The organism is Lacticaseibacillus manihotivorans DSM 13343 = JCM 12514 (assembly GCF_001435035.1).
Taxonomy (GTDB): Bacteria; Bacillota; Bacilli; order Lactobacillales; family Lactobacillaceae; genus Lacticaseibacillus; species Lacticaseibacillus manihotivorans.
Window position 1 is genome coordinate 1 of the sequence record NZ_AZEU01000041.1, and the last position, 23777, is coordinate 23777.

Annotated in this window: 22 protein-coding genes; 7 read left to right on the forward strand and 15 right to left on the reverse strand. The window is 47.3% G+C overall.

The window, feature by feature from the left end:
* The first annotated feature begins 111 nt into the window (after positions 1 to 111).
* Positions 112 to 867, forward strand: coding sequence for a MurR/RpiR family transcriptional regulator (locus FD01_RS02705; RefSeq protein ID WP_056962498.1), 756 nt, complete (start codon positions 112 to 114; stop codon positions 865 to 867).
* Positions 868 to 1005: 138 nt separating this feature from the next.
* Entirely contained in the window at positions 1006 to 1488 is a 483-nt protein-coding gene (locus FD01_RS02710) for a hypothetical protein (protein WP_054716658.1), read from the forward strand.
* Between the two features lie 62 nt (positions 1489 to 1550).
* Here the strand turns inward: FD01_RS02710 and FD01_RS02715 are convergent, their stop codons facing one another.
* Together FD01_RS02715 and FD01_RS02720 are read right to left on the reverse strand one after the other, a co-directional pair.
* Positions 1551 to 2738 carry an acetate/propionate family kinase gene (locus tag FD01_RS02715; protein ID WP_054716696.1) on the reverse strand — a complete coding sequence of 396 codons (1188 nt, stop codon included), beginning with the start codon at positions 2736 to 2738 and terminating at the stop codon, positions 1551 to 1553.
* 62 nt (positions 2739 to 2800) lie between these two features.
* A complete protein-coding gene (locus FD01_RS02720) occupies positions 2801 to 4075 on the reverse strand; it encodes a replication-associated recombination protein A (protein ID WP_056962513.1) in 1275 nt (424 codons plus the stop codon).
* Positions 4076 to 4343: 268 nt separating this feature from the next.
* Between FD01_RS02720 and FD01_RS02725 the strand changes: the two genes are divergently transcribed.
* Complete coding sequence (locus FD01_RS02725) at positions 4344 to 4637, forward strand: hypothetical protein (RefSeq protein WP_056962499.1); 294 nt, start codon at positions 4344 to 4346, stop codon at positions 4635 to 4637.
* Positions 4638 to 4645: 8 nt separating this feature from the next.
* A complete protein-coding gene (locus tag FD01_RS02730) occupies positions 4646 to 5215 on the forward strand; it encodes a hypothetical protein (RefSeq protein ID WP_056962500.1) in 570 nt (189 codons plus the stop codon).
* Positions 5216 to 5270: 55 nt separating this feature from the next.
* Here FD01_RS02730 and FD01_RS02735 read toward each other — a convergent pair whose 3' ends face one another.
* The 3 genes from FD01_RS02735 to FD01_RS02745 all read right to left on the reverse strand — a co-directional run bounded on the left by FD01_RS02735 (position 5271) and on the right by FD01_RS02745 (position 9558).
* Positions 5271 to 6722, reverse strand: coding sequence for an NCS2 family permease (locus FD01_RS02735; protein WP_056962501.1), 1452 nt, complete (start codon positions 6720 to 6722; stop codon positions 5271 to 5273).
* 280 nt (positions 6723 to 7002) lie between these two features.
* Complete coding sequence (locus tag FD01_RS02740) at positions 7003 to 8460, reverse strand: NCS2 family permease (RefSeq protein WP_054716665.1); 1458 nt, start codon at positions 8458 to 8460, stop codon at positions 7003 to 7005.
* Between the two features lie 108 nt (positions 8461 to 8568).
* A complete protein-coding gene (locus FD01_RS02745; protein ID WP_056962502.1) occupies positions 8569 to 9558 on the reverse strand; it encodes a D-2-hydroxyacid dehydrogenase in 990 nt (329 codons plus the stop codon).
* A 178-nt stretch (positions 9559 to 9736) separates the two neighbouring features.
* Here FD01_RS02745 and FD01_RS02750 point away from each other — a divergent pair, with 178 nt between their 5' ends.
* Positions 9737 to 10798, forward strand: a complete 1062-nt coding sequence (locus FD01_RS02750) for a D-alanine--D-alanine ligase family protein (protein ID WP_054716669.1) — start codon at positions 9737 to 9739, stop codon at positions 10796 to 10798.
* A 178-nt stretch (positions 10799 to 10976) separates the two neighbouring features.
* Here FD01_RS02750 and FD01_RS15965 read toward each other — a convergent pair whose 3' ends face one another.
* Genes FD01_RS15965 through FD01_RS02775 form a run of 6 tightly spaced genes read right to left on the reverse strand, consistent with a single transcriptional unit; the run spans position 10977 to position 15962 of the window.
* On the reverse strand, positions 10977 to 11150 hold the full coding sequence (locus tag FD01_RS15965; protein WP_156647258.1) for a hypothetical protein: 174 nt from the start codon (positions 11148 to 11150) through the stop codon (positions 10977 to 10979).
* A 13-nt stretch (positions 11151 to 11163) separates the two neighbouring features.
* A complete protein-coding gene (locus FD01_RS02755) occupies positions 11164 to 13314 on the reverse strand; it encodes a hypothetical protein (RefSeq protein ID WP_056962503.1) in 2151 nt (716 codons plus the stop codon).
* A complete protein-coding gene (locus FD01_RS02760) occupies positions 13304 to 13621 on the reverse strand; it encodes a hypothetical protein (RefSeq protein WP_056962504.1) in 318 nt (105 codons plus the stop codon). The genes FD01_RS02755 and FD01_RS02760 overlap by 11 nt, the downstream gene beginning before the upstream one ends.
* Entirely contained in the window at positions 13614 to 14576 is a 963-nt protein-coding gene (locus tag FD01_RS02765; RefSeq protein ID WP_056962505.1) for a WxLIP family cell surface protein, read from the reverse strand. Before FD01_RS02765 ends, FD01_RS02760 begins: the two co-directional genes overlap by 8 nt.
* 46 nt (positions 14577 to 14622) lie before the next feature.
* Positions 14623 to 15276 carry a WxL domain-containing protein gene (locus tag FD01_RS02770; protein ID WP_056962506.1) on the reverse strand — a complete coding sequence of 218 codons (654 nt, stop codon included), beginning with the start codon at positions 15274 to 15276 and terminating at the stop codon, positions 14623 to 14625.
* Positions 15277 to 15284: 8 nt separating this feature from the next.
* The gene (locus tag FD01_RS02775) at positions 15285 to 15962 is read right to left on the reverse strand and encodes a WxL domain-containing protein (protein ID WP_054716690.1); all 678 of its coding nucleotides are present in this window, start codon (positions 15960 to 15962) and stop codon (positions 15285 to 15287) included.
* A gap of 212 nt (positions 15963 to 16174) precedes the next feature.
* Here FD01_RS02775 and FD01_RS02780 point away from each other — a divergent pair, with 212 nt between their 5' ends.
* Both FD01_RS02780 and FD01_RS02785 read left to right on the forward strand, forming a co-directional pair.
* Positions 16175 to 16726 (forward strand): MarR family winged helix-turn-helix transcriptional regulator, encoded by a 552-nt coding sequence (locus tag FD01_RS02780; RefSeq protein WP_056962507.1) that lies wholly within the window; start codon positions 16175 to 16177, stop codon positions 16724 to 16726.
* A complete protein-coding gene (locus FD01_RS02785; RefSeq protein ID WP_056962508.1) occupies positions 16726 to 18459 on the forward strand; it encodes an ABC transporter ATP-binding protein in 1734 nt (577 codons plus the stop codon). The genes FD01_RS02780 and FD01_RS02785 overlap by 1 nt, the downstream gene beginning before the upstream one ends.
* Before the next feature lie 48 nt (positions 18460 to 18507).
* On the opposite strand, the gene FD01_RS02790 is transcribed toward FD01_RS02785, so the two are convergent.
* The 4 genes from FD01_RS02790 to dnaB form a co-directional block, all read right to left on the reverse strand.
* Positions 18508 to 19266 (reverse strand): epoxyqueuosine reductase QueH, encoded by a 759-nt coding sequence (locus tag FD01_RS02790; RefSeq protein ID WP_056962509.1) that lies wholly within the window; start codon positions 19264 to 19266, stop codon positions 18508 to 18510.
* A 269-nt stretch (positions 19267 to 19535) separates the two neighbouring features.
* Positions 19536 to 20825: an adenylosuccinate synthase gene (locus FD01_RS02795; RefSeq protein WP_056962510.1), complete on the reverse strand. Its 1290-nt coding sequence runs from the start codon at positions 20823 to 20825 to the stop codon at positions 19536 to 19538.
* Positions 20826 to 20989: 164 nt separating this feature from the next.
* Positions 20990 to 22147 (reverse strand): hypothetical protein, encoded by a 1158-nt coding sequence (locus FD01_RS02800; RefSeq protein WP_056962511.1) that lies wholly within the window; start codon positions 22145 to 22147, stop codon positions 20990 to 20992.
* 37 nt (positions 22148 to 22184) lie between these two features.
* Positions 22185 to 23573, reverse strand: coding sequence for a replicative DNA helicase (gene dnaB / locus FD01_RS02805; RefSeq protein WP_056962512.1), 1389 nt, complete (start codon positions 23571 to 23573; stop codon positions 22185 to 22187).
* Between the last annotated feature and the right edge of the window lie 204 nt (positions 23574 to 23777).

Sequence of the window (23777 nt, forward strand, 5' to 3'; positions counted from 1 at the left end):
TTTTGTCTGAGTGCTAACGATAGTGGCTAACTTGATTGTAAAACGCGGGAATATTTTCAATTTACGAAAACAGTTTCAGATTTTCTTCAATATTAACTAGAGGTGGCTGTTATGAGTTTTGAGGATTTAATCAACAAAAATGCAGATCGACTGAACCAAAATGATATGCAACTGGTGTCATTTCTGTTACGTAATCGCGATACGATTGGTGAGCTTAAGTCAACTGAAATTGCTGATCGTGTCTATTCTTCACCTGCTTCTTTGACCCGACTATCAAAAAAATTAGGATTCTCTGGCTTCACTGAATTACGCTATGTAATTACCGCGGAAGCTAAAGAACAAGACCAGGTTAAGAAAAATCATACTGAAGCATTGATCAAGGATATGAACGACACAATTAAACTATTATCGCAAACTGATCTCATCCCGACAGTGAACTTGATGCATGACGCGTCACACATCTATCTCTACGGCACCGATTGGGGTGAAAAACGCGCCTGCAACCTTCTGGCTAGAAACTTTTTAGCCTGCAAGATGACCCTTTATACGATTCCTTCAATTACCGAGCTCAAGTGGCTATTACCTACTCTGCATTCAGATGATCTCTTGATTGTAATTTCATACCGAGGAGAGAATGTTGAGCTCAATGAAGGACTCATGTCATTGAAACTTAGAAAAGTCCCAATCTTATCAATCACGCCACTTTCCAAAAATTCAACTGCATCACGTGCAGATTATAATCTGTACTACTGTAGCACTCGTCTTGACATTCAAGCAGCGCCGGGGATCGACTACAACTTCTTTTCGCCTTTGGAATTTGTTGTGGACGCAACATTTCGGTATTACTTGGATGTCTACGGTGTTTAACCGCGCTACGACAGTCTTGTGAAACTATTTCCAGACGTTTTGTACAAATCTGGTTCATAATGATTGCGCTTACTTTCTTGCTATTGCAAGTCTTGCCAGCATGCGTAGACTATTAATTGTAATAACAGGAGGGATCATATGATGACTTGGATCAAAAATATCTCACGCCATCTTATTGTCAGTTTGGATCGAATGTATTTCTTCAACTATCTCATCTTGATCCTAACGTCGATCGGCTACTTTGCTTATCTGTATATATCTGGTTTAAAAGCTGGTAACGTTGATTTAAAGACAATATTGCATGGTAGCCCATATTCTGCGATTATGATGATCGTTGTATTAGTCAACTTGATTGTTGGATATTACCTTTGGCAAAAGAAAGATGATGTTTTGGCTAGTCGCGAAACTGCCCGCTGGACATTTTGGCCACTTGCAGTTTGCCAGCTACTACTCGGAAATATCGTTAATGCGACGATCAGCTTGCTTGTTTATCTGTCCATCAGCGAACGCAAACTAGATAACACTAAAGCTGATGCATCAATCAAGTCCCTTGCCATTATCAGCTCTGCATTCTATATTCTGTGTCTTACCTTGATCATTTCTAGCATGACACGGCACTGATATCATTTGTTTCCAAGTAAAAAGGAGTTCACCATTTCGGCGAACTCCTTTTTGATTTCACTTTACAGTCGTTCGAACACGTCACGAACGATCATTAATTCTTCATTGGTTGGGATCAACAAGGTCTTGATCTTAGCGTCTTTAGAAGATAAATCAACTTCGACACCATGAGAAGCTTTGTTGACGGCATCATCGATACCTGCCCCTAAGAAGTGGAGTTTGTCGATGATCTGCCCCCGCATTTCGTCTGAATTTTCGCCGACACCACCAGTGAAGACTAACACATCGATGCCATCCATCACGGAAGCATAGCCGGCGACATACTTGGCTGCGCGGTTAGCGTAAATGTTCAAGGCCAACTTGGCTTGCGGATTGTCAAATTCAACTTCCTTTAAGTCGCGTTGGTCTTGAGACAATTCAGAAATGCCTAACACCCCAGAGTCATGGTTCAAAATGTGCAACATTTCATCCAAGCCGATATCAAGCTTCTTCATTAAGTATGCGACCAACGAGAAATCGATATCCCCTGAACGGGTACTCATGGTGATCCCAGCTAACGGGGTAAAGCCCATGGAAGTATCAACCGACTTCCCGCCTTGCACCGCCGTAATGGAAGAACCAGAGCCTAAGTGCATCACCACTGTCTTTAAGTCTTTGACATCTTTGCCTAAGAATTCGGCAGTCCGCTTGGAGACATAACGCACAGAAGTCCCATGCGCCCCATACTTACGAGCACCATATTCTTTGTAGTACTTGTAAGGGATCGAATATAAGAAGTTTTCAGGATCCATGGTTTGATGGAAGGCTGTATCAAAAACGGCAACTTCAGTAGCCCATGGCATCATTTTACGGAAAACGTCGATGTATTGGGCTTCAACTGGGTTGTGCAATGGCGCATAATCGCGAAGGTTTTGGATCTTCAACAAGACGTCATCGTCAACGACTGTGGATTCAGTAAATTCTTCCCCACCAGCAACCACACGATGGCCGATCCCCACGATTTCATGCAATTCTTTGACCAAACCTAAAGACTTCAAGTTCTCCATCACCGAAGCAACGGCTTCACCAAAGTTGGCCACTGGCTTATCATCGCGATACACTTGATGATCCCCATATTTAACTTTGATATTGCCTTTAGGTTGGCCTAAGCGATCAACTAAGCCTTCTGCGAGTTCTTCTTCAGATGGCATTTCAAACAATTTCCACTTTAATGTGGAGCTACCAGCGTTTACTGCTAAAATTTTAACCATTTCATTCACTCCTTGAATCACGATCAACTGATGGATCGCGTAAGTTGACGCGCGAGCGCGTTTTATTTTTTGGGATGGTGTGCCGCATGCCACGCGGCAATTTGGGCAAGTCTGGCGGCAACTTTGGCTTCAGATCCAGCATTGCCAGGATGGTAATAGTGGTGGCCGACGAGATTGTCTGGCATGGTTTGCATATCGGTCAGCTTATCTTTGGTGTCATGGGCATATTGATAGTCTTTGCCGTAACCGAGATCTTTCATTAGATCCGTGACGCCATTTCTGATCCGTAGCGGCACTGGGTCGTCGCGATCGTTCAACGCGTCGGCTTTGGCCGCTTCATAGGCGGTATAAACCGCGTTTGATTTTGGCGCTAAGCTCAAATACACGACCGCATGGGCCAAGTGCACGGCACATTCTGGCATACCCAAGAATTGACAGGCTTGAAACACTGACACGCAGATCTCAATGGCACGCGAATCTGCCATGCCGACATCTTCTGAGGCAAACCGTACCAAGCGCCTGGCGACATAAAGCGGATCTTCGCCACCTTCTAACATGCGCGCCAACCAATAAAGTGCGGCGTCCACATCAGAATTGCGCATCGATTTATGTAACGCTGAAATCAAGTTGTAGTGTTCTTCACCGTTTTTGTCGTAAAGCAACTGCTTTTTCGTCAACAGTTGCGCCACGGCATCTTTGGCCACTTGAATATGATCACTTTCATCAGTTTGCGCATTGGTCACAGCCATTTCCAACGTGTTAAGCGCAATGCGCGCATCCCCATTGGCAAAATCCGCGATTTGGTGCAAGACCTCATCTGCGATTTCAACTTTTGAAGATCCGTAGCCGCGCGGATCGCTTAACGCCCGCTTCAATAATGTGACCAAATCGTCTGCGGTCAGTGCTTGCAAGACAAACACACGCAAACGACTTAACAATGCGGCGTTGACTTCAAACGAAGGGTTTTCCGTCGTCGCGCCGATCAAGGTGATACTGCCACGCTCTACATATGGTAGAAACGCGTCTTGTTGGGCTTTGTTAAAACGATGAATTTCGTCAACGAACACGATGGTCCGCTGACCTAACGCAAGATTTGCTTCAGCGTCTTGCATCACCTTTTTGATTTCAGTGATGCCACTAGTCACTGCCGAAAACGTCACGAATTCGGCTTTGGTTTGCTTGGCAATGATCCGCGCCAGCGTGGTTTTCCCGACACCAGGTGGGCCCCAAAAAATCATCGAGGCCACGTGATCGGCTAAAATCAGTTGCCGTAGTACGCGGTCTTTACCGAGCAGATGCTGCTGTCCGACCACTTCATCGAGATTTTGTGGTCGCATGCGGCTGGCCAGCGGCGAAAACCGCTGTGTATCAAAAAGACTACTCAATCTGCCACCTTCTATTCCCTTGCGCGGCGCAAAAGACCGCGCTTATTCAAATATCAAAAATTTGAATATGAGTCTACTATAACATGAAAACGTTATCTTTAAAGACCTTGGGTGGAATTTCGTAAATCATTTCACACATTTTCGGCACTATGCCGACTCGAGTTGCTGTGATACCATGAAGCTAAAGATTGTAGCGATTTCAAGAAAGGTGGCCATTTGTATGTCTGAATCTTCTTTATCTGAATTTCCTCAAGGCGCATTTTCAGCCTTTTCTACTGCCAAAATGTCACACTTTTTACCGATCCGACCGAACCTCGATCCGGAAGTTTTACGATCCTTTTTTGGTGCTGATGCCGCCAACATTCGCCAAACTGCCACTGGGCTCACCTTACGTACACCAGATGCGTCACCATTGCGCGCCAAAAACGGTGAGATCATCGCGCGTTTTACCAACGGCAAATACAAAGTGATGGATGTGGACTATTATCGCAAGAATTTCAACGATCCCTTATAGGAGCCTTTATGATCAGTTTTGAAAAATATCATCCTTTATTATCAACGCATTACACCTTGGATTGGCTGACGAATTCCAACTTAAAAGCTGTGCATGAACTCCGAGCCAATACCCAACAAGCCGAGCTTTCTGGTCGCAAAACCGATCCGGATATTCCGGCAACTGCACATTATATCAACCAATCCATGCGCCTCGTCATGAAAAATCAAGCCTTGTTATACGGTATTACCGATCGCGCAACCAAGCAATTTGTCGGCAGCATTTGCTTGTGGCAATTCGATGCTGACTTCACGCGCGCGCAATTGCGGTTAGAAGTCGCTGATGCTAAGCTTGCTGAGGCCTTGTATCAAGAAATCATTCCGCGGGTGGTCGGGTTTTCCTTTTTTGAACTCGGCTTATCGCAGTTGACCATGATCGTGCCAGAACATGCTGAACTCAAGCAATGGTTAGCCGCAAACCACTTCCAAAATCAACCTTACCCCCACACGCGCAAACTCGCCAATGGCCAAAAAGTGGCTTTGCTGGCGATGACGCTTGACCGCGAGGCCGTCGTCGATGACCCCGCTTATCGGTTCTAACCCATATAAAAAGCACTTTGGAAAAATTTCCAAAGTGCTTTTTGCATGCACTGGTTTACATTAACGCCATAAAGACGAAATCTAAAATGAAACCAAGCGTGACGACCCACAACACTGGATGCACTTCTTTGGCCTTGCCGGTGATCAACTTGATCAAGCAATAGAAGATAAACCCGGCGGCGATCCCATAAGAAATATTGTAGATCAAGCCCATGACCACGGAAGCCATGAAAGCAGGAATCGCATCTTCAAGGTTAGACCAGTCGATTTCTTTGAAACTGGACATCATCATGACCCCGACCATGATCAACGCAGGTGCCACGGCTTGCGTTGGCACAATGGCGATCACTGGTGACAACAAACTCGAGATCCCAAAGCAAATCGCCACGACCACCGCTGTTAACCCGGTGCGACCGCCAGCGCCGATCCCAGCAGCAGATTCGACAAACACGGTAATATTGGACGTCCCAAAAATCGAACCGACCCCAGTGGCGATCGCGTCAGAAAACAGCGCTTTGTCCATTTTGCTGGAGAATCCATGCCCATGTTCCATAGCTTTCATATCGTCACTAGTGAAAATGCCAGTCCGCCGACCAGTCCCAATAAAGGTGCCTAACGTATCGAAAATATCCGAGAAGCTAAACGCAAAAATCGTCATGATCGACAACAAAATATGATGGGTGTCAGTGAACAAACTCCCGAACCCTTTGCTGGAAAAGGCTGCCCCAAACGTTGTGCCGAGTTGGCCGATTGCATGGCCTAAGGTGTTGGCACTCGAAATATGTAAGTTGGTGACCCCAAAAGGAATCCCGATCAACGTGGTGGCGACGATCCCGATCAATACCGCACCAGGAACCTTTTTGACGACTAGCACTGCCATTAACAACAATCCGATCAAGGCGACGAGCGCACCTGGTTGGGTAAAGTTCACTAAAGCTGGCACGATGCCACCGCCAGAAACCACGGAGTCGATTCCGTTTTTAAAAGTGTGCGCCGTTGCAGAGCCGCCATTGACGCTTAAAATACTCGACGCATCCGAGGTAAATTGTAAGAAACCGGAGTTCTTCAAGCCGATGTAGGCCACGAACACCCCGATACCACCGCCAATCGCGTGTTGCATCACTTCTGGGATCGCAACAATGATCAATTTCCGGATCTTAGTGACGGTGATCAAAATATTGATCATCCCACATAAGAACACCAAGGCCAACGCTTCTTGCCACGTGAAGCCTAGCGCAAATACCACGGTATAAGTAAAGAACGCATTCAGCCCTAACCCCGGCGCTAACGCATAAGGAACATTGGCGAACAAGCCCATAATCAAAGTCCCAGTGGCACTGGCAATAATGGTGGCTAAGAACACAGCTTGTGACGGCATGCCAGTCAATGACAAGGTATCCGGTGCGACGAACAAGATATAAGACATCGCAAAAAACGTGGTCAAGCCGGCAATAATTTCGCGACGTTTGGTCGTATGGTTCGCTTCTAGTTGGAAAAACTGGTCCATGATAGGCTCCTTAAATTGAAATGTTAAGATTTAGCCTACACGCCTTTGAGCGGATAATCAAGGTAAAATGCGGTTGTTTTCAATTAGAATATTTTTAATGTTCGGATTTAAAGCGGTTGTTTACCTAAAATCGAGGATAAAGCTCGATTGCAACCGTTTTCGTTCGGAATTATTTTGAGGCAAGTTGCCTTTATTCGCTTCGGCACCTTTCCTGAATAGGTTTCGTTTTTTTGCCAAACAAAAACAGCCTGACCACCGCCAGGCTGTTCGTCGAATTCGCTTATAAAACGGCTAAGATGATGAAGTTGATGATAAACCCGATAGACACGATCGCCAAAATCGGATGAATTTCTTTGGCCTTGCCAGTGATCAACTTGACTAAGCAATAGAAGATAAACCCTGCGGCGATCCCATAAGAGATGTTATAGATCAAGCCCATCACGATCGAGGCCATGAATGCAGGAACCGCTTCTTCAAGGTTAGACCAGTCGATTTCTTTGAGGCTGGAAACCATCATCACCCCAACTAAGATCAACGCTGGTGCGACCGCTTGCGTTGGCACCACGGAGATAATTGGGGCAAACACAGCAGAGATCAAAAAGCAGACAGCCGTGGTGACAGCCGTTAACCCGGTGCGACCACCAGCACCGATCCCGGCAGCAGATTCAACATAAGTCGTGGTGTTAGAGGTCCCGAAGATGGAACCAATGGAAGTGGCAATGGAATCCGCGAACAAGGCTTTATCCATTTTGGACGAGAAACCATGACCTTCTTCCATGGCTTTTTCGTCGGCGTCTGAGAAGATCCCAGTACGACGGCCAGTACCGATGAAGGTCCCTAACGTATCAAACGTATCTGAGAAACTAAAGGCGAAAATCGTCATGATCGAAATCACTGATTGCGTCGGGCTGGTAAACAAACTCCCGATCCCGTTTGATCCAAAAGCAGCACCAAACGTCGTGCCTAATTGGGCAAATGAATTAGAAAAGCTGTTAGCACTGGAGAAAGATAGATCTGTAACCCCCATGGGAATCCCGATCAAGGTCGTAGCCACAATCCCGATCAACACCGCACCAGGGACTTTCTTCACGACTAAAATTGTCATCAACAATAAGCCGATCAACGCTAACATTGCACCAGATTGGGTGAAGTTAACCAAGGCTGGCACAATGCCGCCGCCAGTAACAACGCCAGTGACGCCGCCTTTGAAATGGGTCGTTGCCGCGTTGTAAGCGGCGTTGTTGATGCTTAAAATATCAGAAGAATCAGACGTGAATTGTAAGAAACCGGCATTCTTCAAACCGATGTAACCGACGAAGATCCCGATCCCACCGCCGATGGCATGTTGCATCACTTCTGGAATCGCCATAATGATCATTTTCCGAACTTTCGTCACGGTGATCAAAATATTGATGATCCCACAGATGAACACTAAGGCCAAGGCTTGTTGCCACTTGAAGCCTAACGCAAACACCACGGTATAAGTGAAGAATGCGTTGAGCCCCATGCCTGGTGCTAAAGCGTACGGTACATTGGCAAACAGCCCCATCACTAAAGTGCCGACTGCTGACGCAATGATCGTGGCCAAGAACACGCCTTGCGAAGGCATCCCGGTCAAAGACAAAACTTGTGGGTTAACGAATAAGATATACGACATGGCAAAGAATGTCGTTAAACCCGCCATAATTTCAGTGCCAACTTTAGTATTGTTCGCACTTAGTTGAAAGAAATTTTCCATGATAGCTCCTTTGTTCGCCTTTAGGATGTCTAAAGCTTAACCCATCCCACAAAAAAGTTCAAGGAAAAATACGTTTGTTTTCGTATTTAATTCATTTAATATTCGTATTTAGCGAGTAACTTCGGTTTCTGTTGCGCCAGTCGTTAAGAAATCGATCAAGTAGCCTAACGAGTAAAATACCATGTTGTGCACGGCGGTTTGGGTGTAATACGCAATGTGTGGGGCAAGCAATACATCCGAACGTTGCAACAGAACATCCCACAACGGATCATGGAAATGGCCAGTTTGATCGAAGTTGACTAAAGCCGAAGATTCATTTTCAAAGGTATCGATGCCAGCACCGCCGAGCTTTCCTGCTTCTAAAGCATTCAGTAGGGCTTTGGTATCGATCAAATTGCCGCGGGCTGTGTTAATGATCACGGCATCTGGCTTCATTTGGGCGATCGCTTCGGCATTAATGAGATGATCATTGGCAGCGATGCCCGGAATATGCAAATCGATCACATCACTTTGGGCATACAAGGTCGGCAGATCTACATATTCACATTCCAAATCGGTGTGTACCGGATGCGGATCATAGGCCAACACTTTGGCGCCAAACCCATTGAACAAGCGAATCGCCGCTTGCCCGATGCGACCAGCACCGATCACGCCGACGGTTTGTTGCGCCAGTTCACGCCCGATAAAAGTGGTGGACTTGCCGTAATCATCGGCTTTTAAGGCAGCTTCGACTTCTCCTAACCGGCGCAATAAGTTCAACGTCATGGTCACAGAGAATTCGGCAATGGCGTTAGGCGAATAAGCTGGGGTGTTGGCGATACGCACACCAGCTTTTTTGGCGGCTTCAAAATCAATGTTGTCGGTGCCGACGTTGCGAATGGTCAAATATTTGATTCCATATTCGCCCATTTTTTCAAACATGGCGGCAGAATATGGCGTGGTTTGTAAGCAGTTGATGCCGTCATAACCTTGGGCTAAGTGGATCGTGTCTTCCGTCAATAACTCTGTGCGAATGGTCAATTCATGTCCTGAGGTTTGCCCCCATTGGTTCAAATAGTCGATTTCGTCGACGCGTGCGCCGTAAGCGATGATTTTCAAGCGTGTGCCCTCCTTATTGGCTTAATAATTTCTAGCATAACGAAATTTTGGCGTTTTTGCATGAAAAGAGCATGAGAGAAAAAAGTTAAGAATGTTTGAAAACGGTTACGCGACTATCGAGATTTTAGTATTTTGTGGTACACTTAGGGTTCTATAAACTTACGGAGGGATCATTCCTATGAAGATTGTCGTTTTAGCTGGCGGTCGTAGCACCGAGCGAAACGTCTCTATCTCTAGTGGCCATCGCTTGACCAACGCCTTACGCGAAAAAGGCCACCAAGCCACATTCATCGATTTATTTTTAGGGTACGACTTACAAGGTCGCGCTCCAGAGACTGTTTTTGAAACAGCCAACACCAGTGACAACTTGCTGATCTCAGACGCCGTACTTACCGACGACGTGATCAACAAGTTACGCACTGACGGCACCACTCAGTTGTTTGGTCCAAATGTTTTAGCCATTTGTAAAGCCGCAGACATTGTTGTCATCGGCTTGCACGGTGGCGATGGTGAAAATGGTAAAGTCCAAGCCGTCCTCGACTTGAACAATATCAAATACACCGGTAGTGGTAGTACCGCTTCTGGTATCACCATGAACAAAGTCTACAGCAAAGAGATCATGTTATACAAAGGGATCAAAACTGCTGCCTTTGTGGAAATTACACGCGATCAAGGGGCTAAGGGTCACACCTTGCCATTTGATTACCCGGTAGTGTTAAAGCCAACTTCTGGCGGTTCATCTGTCGGCACCCATATTGCCCATAACGCTGATGAACTGGAATCCGGCTTAGAAGACGTGTTCCGTTTTGATAATTCGGCAATCATTGAAGAATTTATCAAAGGTCGCGAATTCTCCTTAGGCGTAGTCAATGGTCACGCCTTCCCAGCCATTGAAATCAAGGTCCATGACGGCTGGTATGACTTTGAACATAAGTTTATCGAAGGTCACACCACTTTCGTCACCCCTCCTGATGATTTAGCTGACGATGTGCATGATGAAATGAAACGCGTTGCCGTTGAGACCATGGATGCGTTAGGCATGCAAAACTACGGCCGGGTGGACTTCTTCGTGGATGACAATAAAGGCGTTTGGGTGATCGAAGCCAATAACTTACCTGGCATGACCCCACTTTCCTTACTGCCACAAGAAGCAGAAGCTGAAGGCGTGGCCTATCCTGATTTAGTGGAGAGCATCGTCAACGGCAAGCTGAAGTTATACGCTGACGGCATGAACAACTAATTTTTTAAATTCCTCAAGTCTTTGGGCTTGAGGTTTTTGTTTGACTTTAGAATTTCGACATGCGATACTATTTGACGGTGCCAAACCACGATCAGTGAAAGCGACTGGCGCGCAAGCGTTCAGAAAGTTGCCGCAGCTGATCACGAAAACCGGCCTGCAGACATGCAGACCGGTTTTTTTATTTGTGCCCGAACAAGCGCAGGGTCAAAGCGCGGCACCAGCGTCCTTTTTTCAAATGATCCTGTTGCGCATTGCGCTTTAAGATTTGCCATTCACGTTGCCCGTTGCGACTATGAAAATATCCCCCGATCGTTGCCAACACTAAACTTAAACTCCCGATGAACCACCACATGATTGATCCTCCTTTACGGTGCTTGCGGTAGCGGTGTCGCCGCAAGCGTCCAATGTAGTTGGGCATCAAACACCCCAGCTTGCGGCGCTGAAATACTTGGTAAATTCAACTTCGCCGTCACATTCCACGCTATCAGTGGTGCTTTCAGCGTCGTGATGGCCGTGGGACTGGCCCCGATTTTTACCGGGATTGCGCCTGGCGCTTGATCGCCTTGAAACTTCAACAATGCTAACCCGCCATTTGCGCCAAGTTCGGCTTGCGTATGCGTGGATTTGAGATCCGTCATGTCAACACTCAACTGCCAATTGCCAGCGTTAGTTCGCGTGTCTGAAATCACCAATTGTTGAGGGCCGTTCGTCGGCGTCAAGGCCGTATTGCCGGCAATCAACTCTGAAACAGTCGGCGGCGTTGCATTATTATTGGCAAAATAAAAACTCGGTACGGCTTGTAACACTAATCCCGCAGGCGGAATGACAGTGAGGTTGGCCACATTTGAATTTAGCGTGTACTGTTGACCGTCAGCTTGAACTTGCATCACGACTTGAAACTGCCGGTTATTTTGCGCGCTGGTCACAACTGGGCCGGATACCACCAACGTATTGCCTGTCGCAGTCGGCTGATCCGGGAAGTTCCCATCAGCATCCGCCAAATACCAACTGTTATTGACCAATTGATCCACCGGTAGCGTTGGCGCTTGGAAATTTACTGCTTGATTGGCATTAGCTGACGCATCAGGTAACTTCACGACATTTAAACGCCGCACACTATTTTGCGTCGTCGAAGCAGTTGTGAAATCAGCTTCGACATCGACGCTACCAGGATCTGGTCCAGCGATCACAGTGCCGTCAGCTTTGACTTGCACTAATGTCGACGGAATTTTGCTATCCGGTTGATACGCGTGCCATACGATCGGGCTGGCATCATTAGGAATCGCTTCAACTTGCGCTTTTAACTGGGTGGTAGTCAGCAAGCGTGACGACGGCCCACCGCTGACAAATAAAAAAGGTTCGCTGAAATCAACGCTGTAGTCATGGTGCGCTGGGATCACTGTCAATTTAGCGGTATTACTACGAACATTTTGGGCGACAGTGATTTGACCGCGTTTAAAATCACTGATCGCATAAACGTCAGCATTGCTTTTTGCCAATGGGATCACCAATTCACCATTATTGCTAGTAGGTTGCTGGACATCGCCGACGTACCAGCGCGTATTGGTTGCCACTAATCCTGATGGGAGTTGTAAAGCAAACGTCGCCGATTGATTCTCATTTACGGTCACATCAGGCAGGTTTGCGGTATCGATAACCGCAGCATTTGAATCGACGTTAACTGGCGCATCGCCGCCAAACATCGGCGCAAATTGAATCTTGGCTTGAATCGGTGTGCTTGATACTGATCCAGTGGCCATCGCTTGGAAACCATTACCAATTGCTTGGGTGATTAATGCAGTCGTCGGCGTAAATTGATAGTCCGGCACGATTGAGTTATCGAGCGCCTCAACTGCCAATGTCGCGCTTTGGCCTTTAAACAAAACCGATTCCGACGGCGTGAGATTAGGCGCATAATTCCTCGGGATCACTAGCACGCGCGCTAAATTAGAAGCAATCGTACGCAACGGATCACTACCAAACGTCAAATTAACATTGATTTGCAAGGTGTACCAAGTTGGTTGCGCGACTTCGGGCACTTTCATTTCATAGCGAATATCTTCATTATTTACAGCTAGGTTGGCAATATAACCAGTTTGATACACCAACCCGTACTGCGCAGTCGCTGCTAACATCGCAGGATCGCCAATCGCATTCCAGTCCCCAGAAAAATTATCGATCGCACCATTGTCTTTTTGAATGGTGATACTCAATGATGCGGTGCGAAACCAATCCCAACCTGTTTTGGCAACGACTGCGCGCAATTGAAGATCTTCTCCCGCATGTACGATCGTCCAACCAGCTACCGGTGTGCCAACATTGGTCATGCGATACCAAGTCGGTTGGGTTTTGAAATAGGTACTGGCACCAGTAGTCGGCGAAATCGTGTAAAAGCCCACCTGAATATTTGGCGGCGGGGTAACGCTTGGTGTGGCGGCATGACTTGGGTGAATGGGACTGAGCCAAAGTCCCAAGCTGATCAAAAACAAAATCATCCCCCAAGCTTTAATCCGCATGCCGGCGTCCTCCTTGCCAGATCCCGACCCCACCGATCACTACTAACCATAAAACGCCAGTCGTCATTGATAATGTGCGCTCGCCAACTTGAGGAAAGCTTTGAGCAGTTGATGACGATTGCTTGGTCATATTCTTTGGATTTGCCGTTGATTTTGAATTCACCGACGAACTGGTGGCGGCGTCATATTGCGACGTTGCCTGACTGGATGAACTTGCTGGTTTCAATTCAAATTGGGCAATACTGCGGGCAGTTGTGCTGGCTAATAGTCCACTGACGATCAACAGACTCATCCCCCATTTAGGCATGGTTGCCACCTCCGCGTTTTTTACCGATAAAGATCCCGATCACCATCGCCAACACAATGGCTAAACCAAACAGCCACGTGTAATTCGGCTTGGCCGCCGTTTTGCTCGTCGAAGTCGGCGCTGGCGTCACTGGCTTGGTGATGGTAAAACTTTCGGTCAGATGCCACTTGGTTTTACCGGCGGTGGCATCAATCACTAATTGGTACTGACCAGGTTGCAAGGTCGTTTTCGGCGTTAATTGATAGGCAAAATCACTGTTTGGCGCCATCGCATAATTCTTATCTGTTTGCGTTAACACTGTTTTCCCGTCTAAACTGACGGTTGATTTAAAGGTGATCTTGCCAAAAAGCGTCGGCTTAGGATTTTGAACATGCGCAATGATTTGTTTGGCCTCTGCAGACACTGAATTTAAAGTCAACTGCGGGGCCACTTTGGTTTCGCTAGTTTGCATAACGACTGCCACCACCATAGCAAACTGATTGGTGATGGCAAAGCCACTGGCACTGGACTTTGCGGCAGGTGTTTGATCTTGGGCATAAATCGCCCCTAACACCTCACCGGAAAACTCCGGCGGCGTGACGGTAAAGGTCACCGTTTTCCCCGTTTTTGGGGCTAATTCCACGGTAACTGGTTTTGAACCCACTGCCGTTAAACTGGTTTGGGCATTGATCCGCTTTTGAGTGTTGGGATCATACCCGATTTGCCCGTTGCGTTGCGTATAAGCATTGGTCAATTGCAAGTGCACCGTTTTTGTTTGATCGGATTGATTGGCCACAACCACTGGTAATTTTTCTTGAACGCCTGGTTTCACCAATAAATTGAACCAGCCTAAATTGCCACCGATTTGCGAAGCAGTCATTTGTGGCGTCACCGTAAAACCCGCCCCTTCTGCGTGAACCAAATGACTCGGCCAAAACATCACCAATAACCCGATCATTAACCACCATTTTTTCATGAGTCCACCTCCTCGTATGTACGCCAGTGTCACCACTGGCGTGCGCTTAAGGTTGCGGCCCGCTGACGAGTAACCAATTCAGCGGGGCGCGATAATCACCAGCTAAAACGCTTTTGGTTTGGGGCAAAGTCAATGAGGCCGTTGCGATTTGAATCGTGGTGGTGCCAGTGCCGCGGTCCGCTGGCGCGACCACAACCGGCGCATCATTGTCGGCAAAGTTAGCATCGCTCAAACCAACGCCTGAGACATTGACGCCCATTGCATTAGTCGGGCCAAACTGCGCCAACGTCGGCATGATAGTTTGAGATGAATCAGCAAGCTGAAAGGCATCGAGTTTCACCAACAGTTGCCAGCCACTGTTAGTGCCGCGATAATCTTCCACCACGATTTGCTCTTGATCATCCCCGTCAAATCCCGGGCCTTCACCATCTTTAGTGACACTCCCTGACACCATCGCCAAGGTTTGCGGGCCTTGGATCAAGTCCTTGACTTTCACGGCTTGAAACCTGAGATCAGGCACTTGAACCAACGCTAAGGTTTGGGCGACCACATCCACTTGCGCAGTACTGGTCGCCGTGGCATTGCCATCAACCACCACTGCCGGCATTGCCGGGCCGACGTCTGTGGGATCAGCTGCCAGCACTGATTGACTTGGCCACAAGCCACTCAACAGTAATAACCCGATCACCCAGTATTTCATTGGTTTCACTAACTAGCGCTTGGCGCCGCTAACAGTGCCCAGTTGACCGTTGCTTGATAGGTGCCTGCTAATGCTGCGTTATCCTCTGGCAGCACCAATTGCCCTTTTACCACTTCCACATTAGTCAACCCAGAGCCGGCATCTTGAGGTGCATCCAACACTGTCGCATTGGTGCCAGCAAAGTTAGCGTTAGTAAACGATACGTTGTTAATATTACTGCCACCTACTGGCCCGTCCAAAGTAATTTGATCTGCAGTGATGGTTTTCTTGCCGGAAAAATCACCTAACTTCGCAGTGACTTGCCAACCAGCATTGGTCCCACGATAATCTTCTACCACGAGTTGTTGAAAATTGTTTCCATCAAAATTCTGATCATCAGGAGTCACCTTTTCAGGATCAAAATTGAGGGTGACCGCCCCAGAAATCAACTTTTCAATACTGCCTGACTGGAAATGCAGGTTTGGCACAGCATACAGGGCCAAGGTTTCTGCCGTTAAATCAAATTGCGCTGTGGAATTTGCCGCAATACTGTCGCTCCCATCGGCCAATTCAAAGCCACCGCTGACATTGGTCAAGTTCGTTGTGGCATTCCCAGGCCCTGCGTTGACGTCAGCGCCTACTGCCACTGGCGCACCACTGGCCAACACACCCAATACAACAGCCAATACCCATTTGCGATTCTTCATGTTTGTTTCCTCCTCGAAACTTGCGATCGCGATCAACAACAAAAGGTCTTCACCACCTCCTCACTATATATATTTGCGAAACGCCCTCGATTTGATACTTTGGCAAAAAAACAATTAGTTAGTGTTGACAAACAAATCCTAACTAACTATACTGAGCAACGTCAATTGTTAGCCTAACAAATATAAACCTAACTAAATTCCGGAGGTTCCTTATGACTGAAGATACTCAAAGCTTATTGGCCTTATTTGGCCGCTTACTTGAAAATCGCACTTTCGCCTCAGCTGCCTTGCGCACCCGCTACAACCGAGAAGACCACACACAATCTAACCGCGGCCAAGTCCGCTTACTGCATTTACTTAACCAACACGACGGCTTGACCAACACAGAAATTGCCGTGGAGCTCGACATTCGTCCCAGTTCTGTTTCCGCCTTAGTCAAAAAGCTGCTCGATGCAAACTTCGTTGAACGCTTAGCCGATCCTGATGACAAGCGCGTCAGCAAGATTTTCCTCACCGACGATGGTCGCGCTTTTCTCAAAGGGGCCAGTCGCCTACAAGATGACTTTTCCCAAACTTGCTTCAGTGGGTTAACTGATGCGGAACAAACGCAGTTGCGTGAACTTTTGACCAAGTTGCTCGCTGGTTTAGACGAATCTGGCGATGATTGGCAGGATCTGATGCAACAAGCCCATCGCTGGCACCACCAATTCGACCATTTTTCTGGCCAAACCTTTGGCGGTGCTTGGTTTGATCGGAGGCATTAATGAAACAAAAATCAAAAACTTTTGATCGCCAGGCCTTTATGACCTTGATCAAAAGCATTCAACCAAAATACTGGCAATTAGTGGTCGGCATCCTCTTAGGCATGATCGCCACCGCCGGGAACTTGATTGTCCCGCAATTTGCCAAAGGCTTGATCAACCAACTCGGCCAACACATTAACGCTGGTTTAATGATTGCCGTCGTCGGGATCTTCATCGTCAGTGCCTTAATTTCCGCTGGCTCTGGCACGATCCTAGGATTTTTCGGGGAAAATGTGGTCGCCGAACTGCGACGTAAGTTATGGGATAAGCTCCTGCATTTACCAGTCAGCTACTTCGACACGCAAAAATCTGGTGTCTTATCCTCGCGGCTGGTCAATGACTCCAGCCAAGTGAAACAACTGTTGGCGAACACTTTGCCAAATCTGATGACCAGTTTGTTGCAATTGATCGGCGCTTTGGTCTTGATGCTCGTAATGGACTGGCAAATGACCGCGATCATGTTTATCGCGGTACCGCTAGTGATGCTGGTGATGATGCCAGTCGGTCGCCAATCGCATAAAGTTGGCCGCGCACGTCAAGATGCACTGGCTGATTTTAACGGTGAAGCCGGCGAAATTCTCAGCGAAGTCCGTTTAGTGAAGTCTTCCAACGCTGAAACCCAAGAAAGCCAGGCCGGTGATGCTCAAATCGATAAGCTCTATCGCATCGGGTTAAAAGAAGCGATTTACGATTCGATCGCCGGACCCTTGATGACGGGTGCCATGATGGCGGTCATTATCGGCGTCTTAGCTTATGGCGCCCACCGGGTATTATCCGGCTCCATGACGATCGGCACCATGTTGAGCTTTTTGATGTATTTATTTCAAATGCTCGGCCCAGTGATGGCATTAGGTCAATTTTTCACCACCTTGGCCAAAACTTCTGGCGCCACGGAACGGATTCAACAATTACTCAATGAGCCTGAAGAAGAACAAAACGCTGGCGTCGATTTACCGCTCGACGGTCAAACGGTTTCCATGCAACATGTCGATTTTTCTTATGACCAAGGCGAACAGATCTTGCATGATTTGAGCTTTGAAGCCAAACCTAATTCTGTGGTGGCCTTTGTTGGACCGTCTGGCGGTGGGAAGTCGACGGTGTTTGGGTTGCTGGAACGCTTCTATCAACCAGATGCTGGCCAAGTCCTGATCGGCCATCAAAATGCCCAAGAAGTTAATCTCGCCAATTGGCGCAATCAAATCGGCTTGGTGTCTCAAGATGCTGCAATTATGGCGGGTACGATTCGCTATAACCTCACTTATGGTTCGGCGGATGACTACACGGATGAACAATTGTGGGATGTGTTGAAGTTAGCTTATGCCGATGAATTCGTCCATCAAATGCCAAAAGGCTTGGATACAGAAGTCGGCGAACGTGGCATCAAAGTCTCTGGTGGCCAACGCCAACGGTTAGCCATTGCGCGCGCCTTTTTACGCGATCCCAAACTATTGATGTTGGATGAAGCAACCGCTAGTCTGGATTCAGAATCAGAAATGATGGTGCAAAAAGCTCTCACTCAGTTGATGAAAGGCCGCACCACCTTAGTCATTGCGCATCGCCTGTCCACCATCGTCGACGCTGACGAGATCTACTTTATTGAAAACGGTCATGTTTCTGGACACGGGCCGCATGACCAACTCGTGAAATCACACGCCTTGTATCACGAATATGTGCAAAATCAATTTGCCGCGTAACGCAAAAATCGGACCCTTCTACTGGCATAGAAGTGGTCCGATTTTCACTTAAACGTTAGCCGGTTGTTCAATATGGAATTGAATGTGATCAAAGTTCTCATGTTGATGCGCTTTGACAAACGCGGTGGCCTCGCGGTTGACTTGCGCCAAGTCGATGCCTTGTTGCTTGGCAGCAAACAAACAACCACAGTAACACTGCCGATACACGTTGTAGTCTTTAGACATTTGAACGGAACGTGCATAACCGCCACGCTTTTTGAAATCACTAGGCAGATAGGACACGTTGTAAAAATGCTGGATCTCCAACCCTTCCTCGTTGATCACTTGCGCATTTTTTTGCGGGGAAATGGTCAAGGCACTGCCGAAATAATCAAAACCGAGTTCTTGAGCTTTCTTAGCCACCCGATCCAAACGGAATTGATAGCACACATGACAGCGCGCGCCACCTTCTGGCTCATCTTTCAATGATTTGGTCACTGCCAGCCATTCACTCGGCTTGTAGTCTGATGCCATAAACTGGACATGATTGCCAGTGCGCTCGTTGAAGTCTGAGATAAAACGCTGTTGCACCAGCTTGCGGCGCTCGTATTCCATGCGGGGATGGATGTTGGGATTGTCATAATACACCGTCACATCAGCGTGCTGGGTGAGATATTCCAAAGTATAAGTCGAACAAGGCGCACAACAAGAGTGCAACATGATCTTTGGCCGATGGTCCCAGCCCTTAATGACTTTTTGTAAAATCAGGTCAAAGTTGATTTTTTGCCCGACTTCAAATTGCGCTTTGATCTCATCATATTCCAGCATCATCACCACTCCTTAGACCATTAGTGTACCACAGCCAAGAAAAAAGAACATTTAGAACAATTAAACTGGACTCGTTTCATGTGAAACAAGCAACTTACTGATTTGGAGGTTTGCCATGGACGTGATCATTGCAATCATCAGCATCGGCTTGATGATCAGCTTACTCGGACTGATCTTACCGACAGCTTCAAAACCTCACCACAGATAAAAATCGCCTCACCCAGCCCGCTTTTTGACTGTGTGAGGCGATTTTGCGATTTAAGTTGCAATTAGAACTTATCCCAAATATTTTCCAAAATGTTGGTTTGGTCGCGATCTGGGCCAACCGAGAAGGTCAATAAGTCCACATTGATCAATTCCGCAATGCGTTTGACATAGTTGCGGGCTGCTTCTGGGAGATCTTCAAGGGTTTTGGCCCCAGTGATATCGTCATCCCAACCAGGCATTTCTTCATAAACTGGCTTGCATTCAGCGAGTTGCTTCAAGGATGCTGGGTAGTGATAAATGGTTTCGCCGTTGCGTTCGTATGCCGTGCAGATCTTAACGGTCTTCAAGCCAGTCAACACATCGATAGAGTTCAAGCACAAGTCAGTGACGCCAGCGACCCGGCGAGAATGCCGAACGACAACTGCGTCAAACCAACCGACCCGACGAGGACGACCAGTAACTGTCCCATATTCATGACCAGCTTCACGAATGAAGTTGCCATCTTCATCATCGAGTTCAGTTGGGAATGGGCCATCACCGACCCGAGAAGTATAAGCCTTAGCTACGCCAACCACGCGGTCGATTTTAGACGCGCCGACCCCGGCACCAATGGTCACGCCACCAGCCGGGTTGGAACTGGTAACGAATGGGTAAGTCCCTTGGTCGATATCCAGCATGACGCCTTGTGCGCCTTCAAATAACACATTGTCCCCTGCATCAATGGCATCGTTCAATACGACAGAGGTATCCGTGACATATTGTTTGATTTGTTGGCCATAACCATAATATTCTTCAAAAATATCATCGAACTTCATTGGTTCTGCGCCGTAAAGCTTGGTGAATTCTTTGTTCTTTTCATCCAAGTTCGCTTGCAGGCGTTCCGCAAAAATTTCTTTGTCCAATAAATCAGCGATCCGGATCCCAACGCGACTAGCTTTGTCCATATATGCTGGGCCGATTCCGCGGTTGGTAGTACCAATTTTGTTGTCGCCTTTAGCGGCTTCTTGTAGCTTATCCAAAGCGATATGGTAAGGCAAGATCACATGTGCGCGATCAGAAATGCGCAAGTTTTTGCCGTCAACGCCTTTTTCTTTGAGGTAAGCCAATTCTTCGACCAGGCTCTTAGGATTGACCACCACGCCATTGCCGATCACGGACAACTGATGTGGATACAAAATACCGCTTGGGATCAGGCGTAATTTGTACACTTGGCCTTCAGAGTGAATGGTATGCCCCGCATTGTCACCGCCTTGATAACGACTGATGATCTTGGCGCCTTGGCTGAGAAAATCAGTGATCTTCCCTTTACCTTCATCGCCCCATTGTGTGCCTACAACAACTACTGTTCCCATGTGTGTTCGCTCCTTTGAGTATGACTAACTGCCATTGGCTATTCTACCAAGTCTGCGCCTGACATACAAGCCAAAACCCGAATAATCAATTGATATTTTTTTAATTGCAAACAAAAACCCGAACAAAATTTGTTCGAGTTGTTGTTAATCATTAAATTACCGAATCACTCGCGATGGTCCAACGCTTCTTGTAAGTAGGCGTAGATATGGCCAAACGCTAATTCTAGTACAGCATCAAAACGCACTGGCACTTGTTCACCAGCTTCTTCATTGACCAGATTCATCACAAAACCAGTGGCAGTCAATTGGGCTGGATACCCCAATAAATGTTCATCGGTATCTGCCACGCGAATGCGGATCACCCGAGAAAAAGCTGCTGCCGAGGCCACTAAGCCTTGGATCAAGTCATCTGAGGAATCAAATTCCCGATCAGCATTCAATACTGGCTGTTGGGTGAAATCATGGTCAACATCCCATTGCGCGTAGAATTTCACCGTTTGTAAATAGTCACTCGCAGTAGTGACGCTTTGAATTTCAGGTAAGCGAATCGCGACGTAACCGCCGAATTGCGCTGCCATATCTTTTAAGCTCAACACCACAGTATCGGCGTTAAGGGCTTTGACGGTGCCGACGAAGAATTGATCTTCATTACCTTTTGGCATCACTGCCAGCATTTTGCCAGTGACCATCGCTTCAGAAAAAATATTTCCCAACTGGCCATCATTTGGAATCAGCGCTGATTTCACATGCTTGAGGGTGTCACGTTTGCTGACCAAGGCGGTTTCTTGACGCAGATCCAAGCCTTGAAATTCCACCACTAACACATCAGAATAATCGACCGTCATTTCCCGCTTATCCGTGAAGTTGAATTTATTAAAGACGTTGAATTGGAAATGATCTTTTCCTACGGCAACGACTTGGCCTTCCAAATAGGCATCATCATCAGCCAAAATCACCATCACCACTTGTTGGCTCGCTTGAACTTGTGTCACCAGCTGTCCCAACAAATCATTGGTGGCATCAAACTTCAGCGGTTTTTCTTGTCCTGCTAACGACAGGAAATGTTCCGATTCGGCCACACTAATACGAAATTGCATGTCATCGAGATCGACGCCAGCAAATTCCACTTGGGCGATGGCGGCAAAATTCAGCCACACGGACCCGTCAGCGATCCCAGCATCATTATACGTGGCTAAAATCACCGCATTATTGCCCAGCGCTTTGACATAACCAGTATAAAAATCATCGGTATCGCGCTGATAAACGTTGATCATCAGGCCTTCGTTCAACGCAGTCATTAAACTCATTAATATGGCATCCAAATGTGGCTCGCCACCTTTCAAAATATTTCCCGGGAAATTATGGTGCCGGTTGATAAGCAATGGTACTGAACTTGTTGTAAGATTTCACGAATAACAACTTCACGGTACCTCGCGCCCCAGAACGGTTCTTTTCAATGATCACTTCGACTTCGCCGACATTGCTGTCTTCTTCATCGCCACCGCCTTCATTGTCATCACCATCTGCGCCTTCGCCACCATCACGATAATAATCATCACGGTATAAAAAGGCGACGATATCGGCATCTTGTTCAATCGAACCAGATTCACGAATATCAGACAGCACCGGGCGCTTATCTTGCCGTTGTTCGACGCCACGTCCCAACTGAGACAAGGCAATCACCGGACAACCTAGTTCTTTGGCGAGCTTTTTTAAGCCCCGAGAAACTGCAGAGACTTCTTGTTGGCGGTTTTCTTGGCCAGAACCTTCGATCAGCTGCAAGTAATCGACGATCACCAAGCCGAGATCTTTTTCCTGCGCTAGTTTCATGCATTGCGAACGGATCTGAGCCATGCGGACCCCTGGGGTGTCGTCGATATAAATGCTGGCTTGGCTTAAACTCCCCATGGCCACCATTAAGTTCTGCCATTCTTCTTCGTTAAGTTGCCCAGTCCGCAAATGATTGGCATCAATGGAGCCTTCAGAACATAGCATCCGGTTGATCAATTGTTCCGCACCCATTTCCAGGGAGAACATCGCAACCGTTTTGTTGGTTTTCGTGCCGACATTTTGCATGATATTCAACACAAATGCGGTTTTCCCCATGGCCGGCCGCGCCCCGATGATCACCAGTTCCCCTTCGTGTAAACCAGTGGTGATTTTATCGAGGTCTTTAAAGCCAGTCGGTAAGCCGGTGACATCGGAATCGTTTTGGTACAATTTGTCGATTTCAGTCATCGCTTGGTTCAAAATGTCTTTGATCGGCCGAAAACCTGAGCGATTGGTGGTATCTGCGACTTGCAACATTTCGTCAGATGCAGTTTCCAACAACGCTGGCACATCAGCTTGATCATTATAACCGCGTTCGGCAATACTTTCCGCAGTATCGATCAAGCGGCGCAGTTGGGCCTTTTCCGCGACAATTTTGGCATAGTAAACAATGCTGGAAGCACTTGGCACCGCGTCGGCCAGTTCAACCACGGCCGCGATCCCACCAGCATCTTCCAGTTGATTATGAGAATCCAAATAATCTTGCACCGTGACCAAGTCGATCACCGATTCGCGATCATTCAATGCTGTCATCGCTGCAAAAATCAAGCGATGGGCGCGCATATAAAAATCGTCTGCGGTCACATAATCCGCAGCGTCGATATATTTCTTGGGATTTAAAAAGATCCCGCCTAAAACGGCTTGTTCAGCTTCTTTGTTAAATGGCGGTGTCCGCCGGATCTGTGGCTGATTATCCAAGATATGCGCTCCTTTGTCGAATCGATTAGTCCCATCCAGTTTACGTTAGAAACACGCCTTGCGCAACTAGACAACTCACTGGTTTTGACTCCGGTGTCTGGTTGAAATTTAGCCGTTCACAGGAAAAAAATAAGCTCGGACGTCATCGTCCTGCGATAATCCCTTTATGGTTGTCAGATGAAATACAATAATTCATCTGATGAT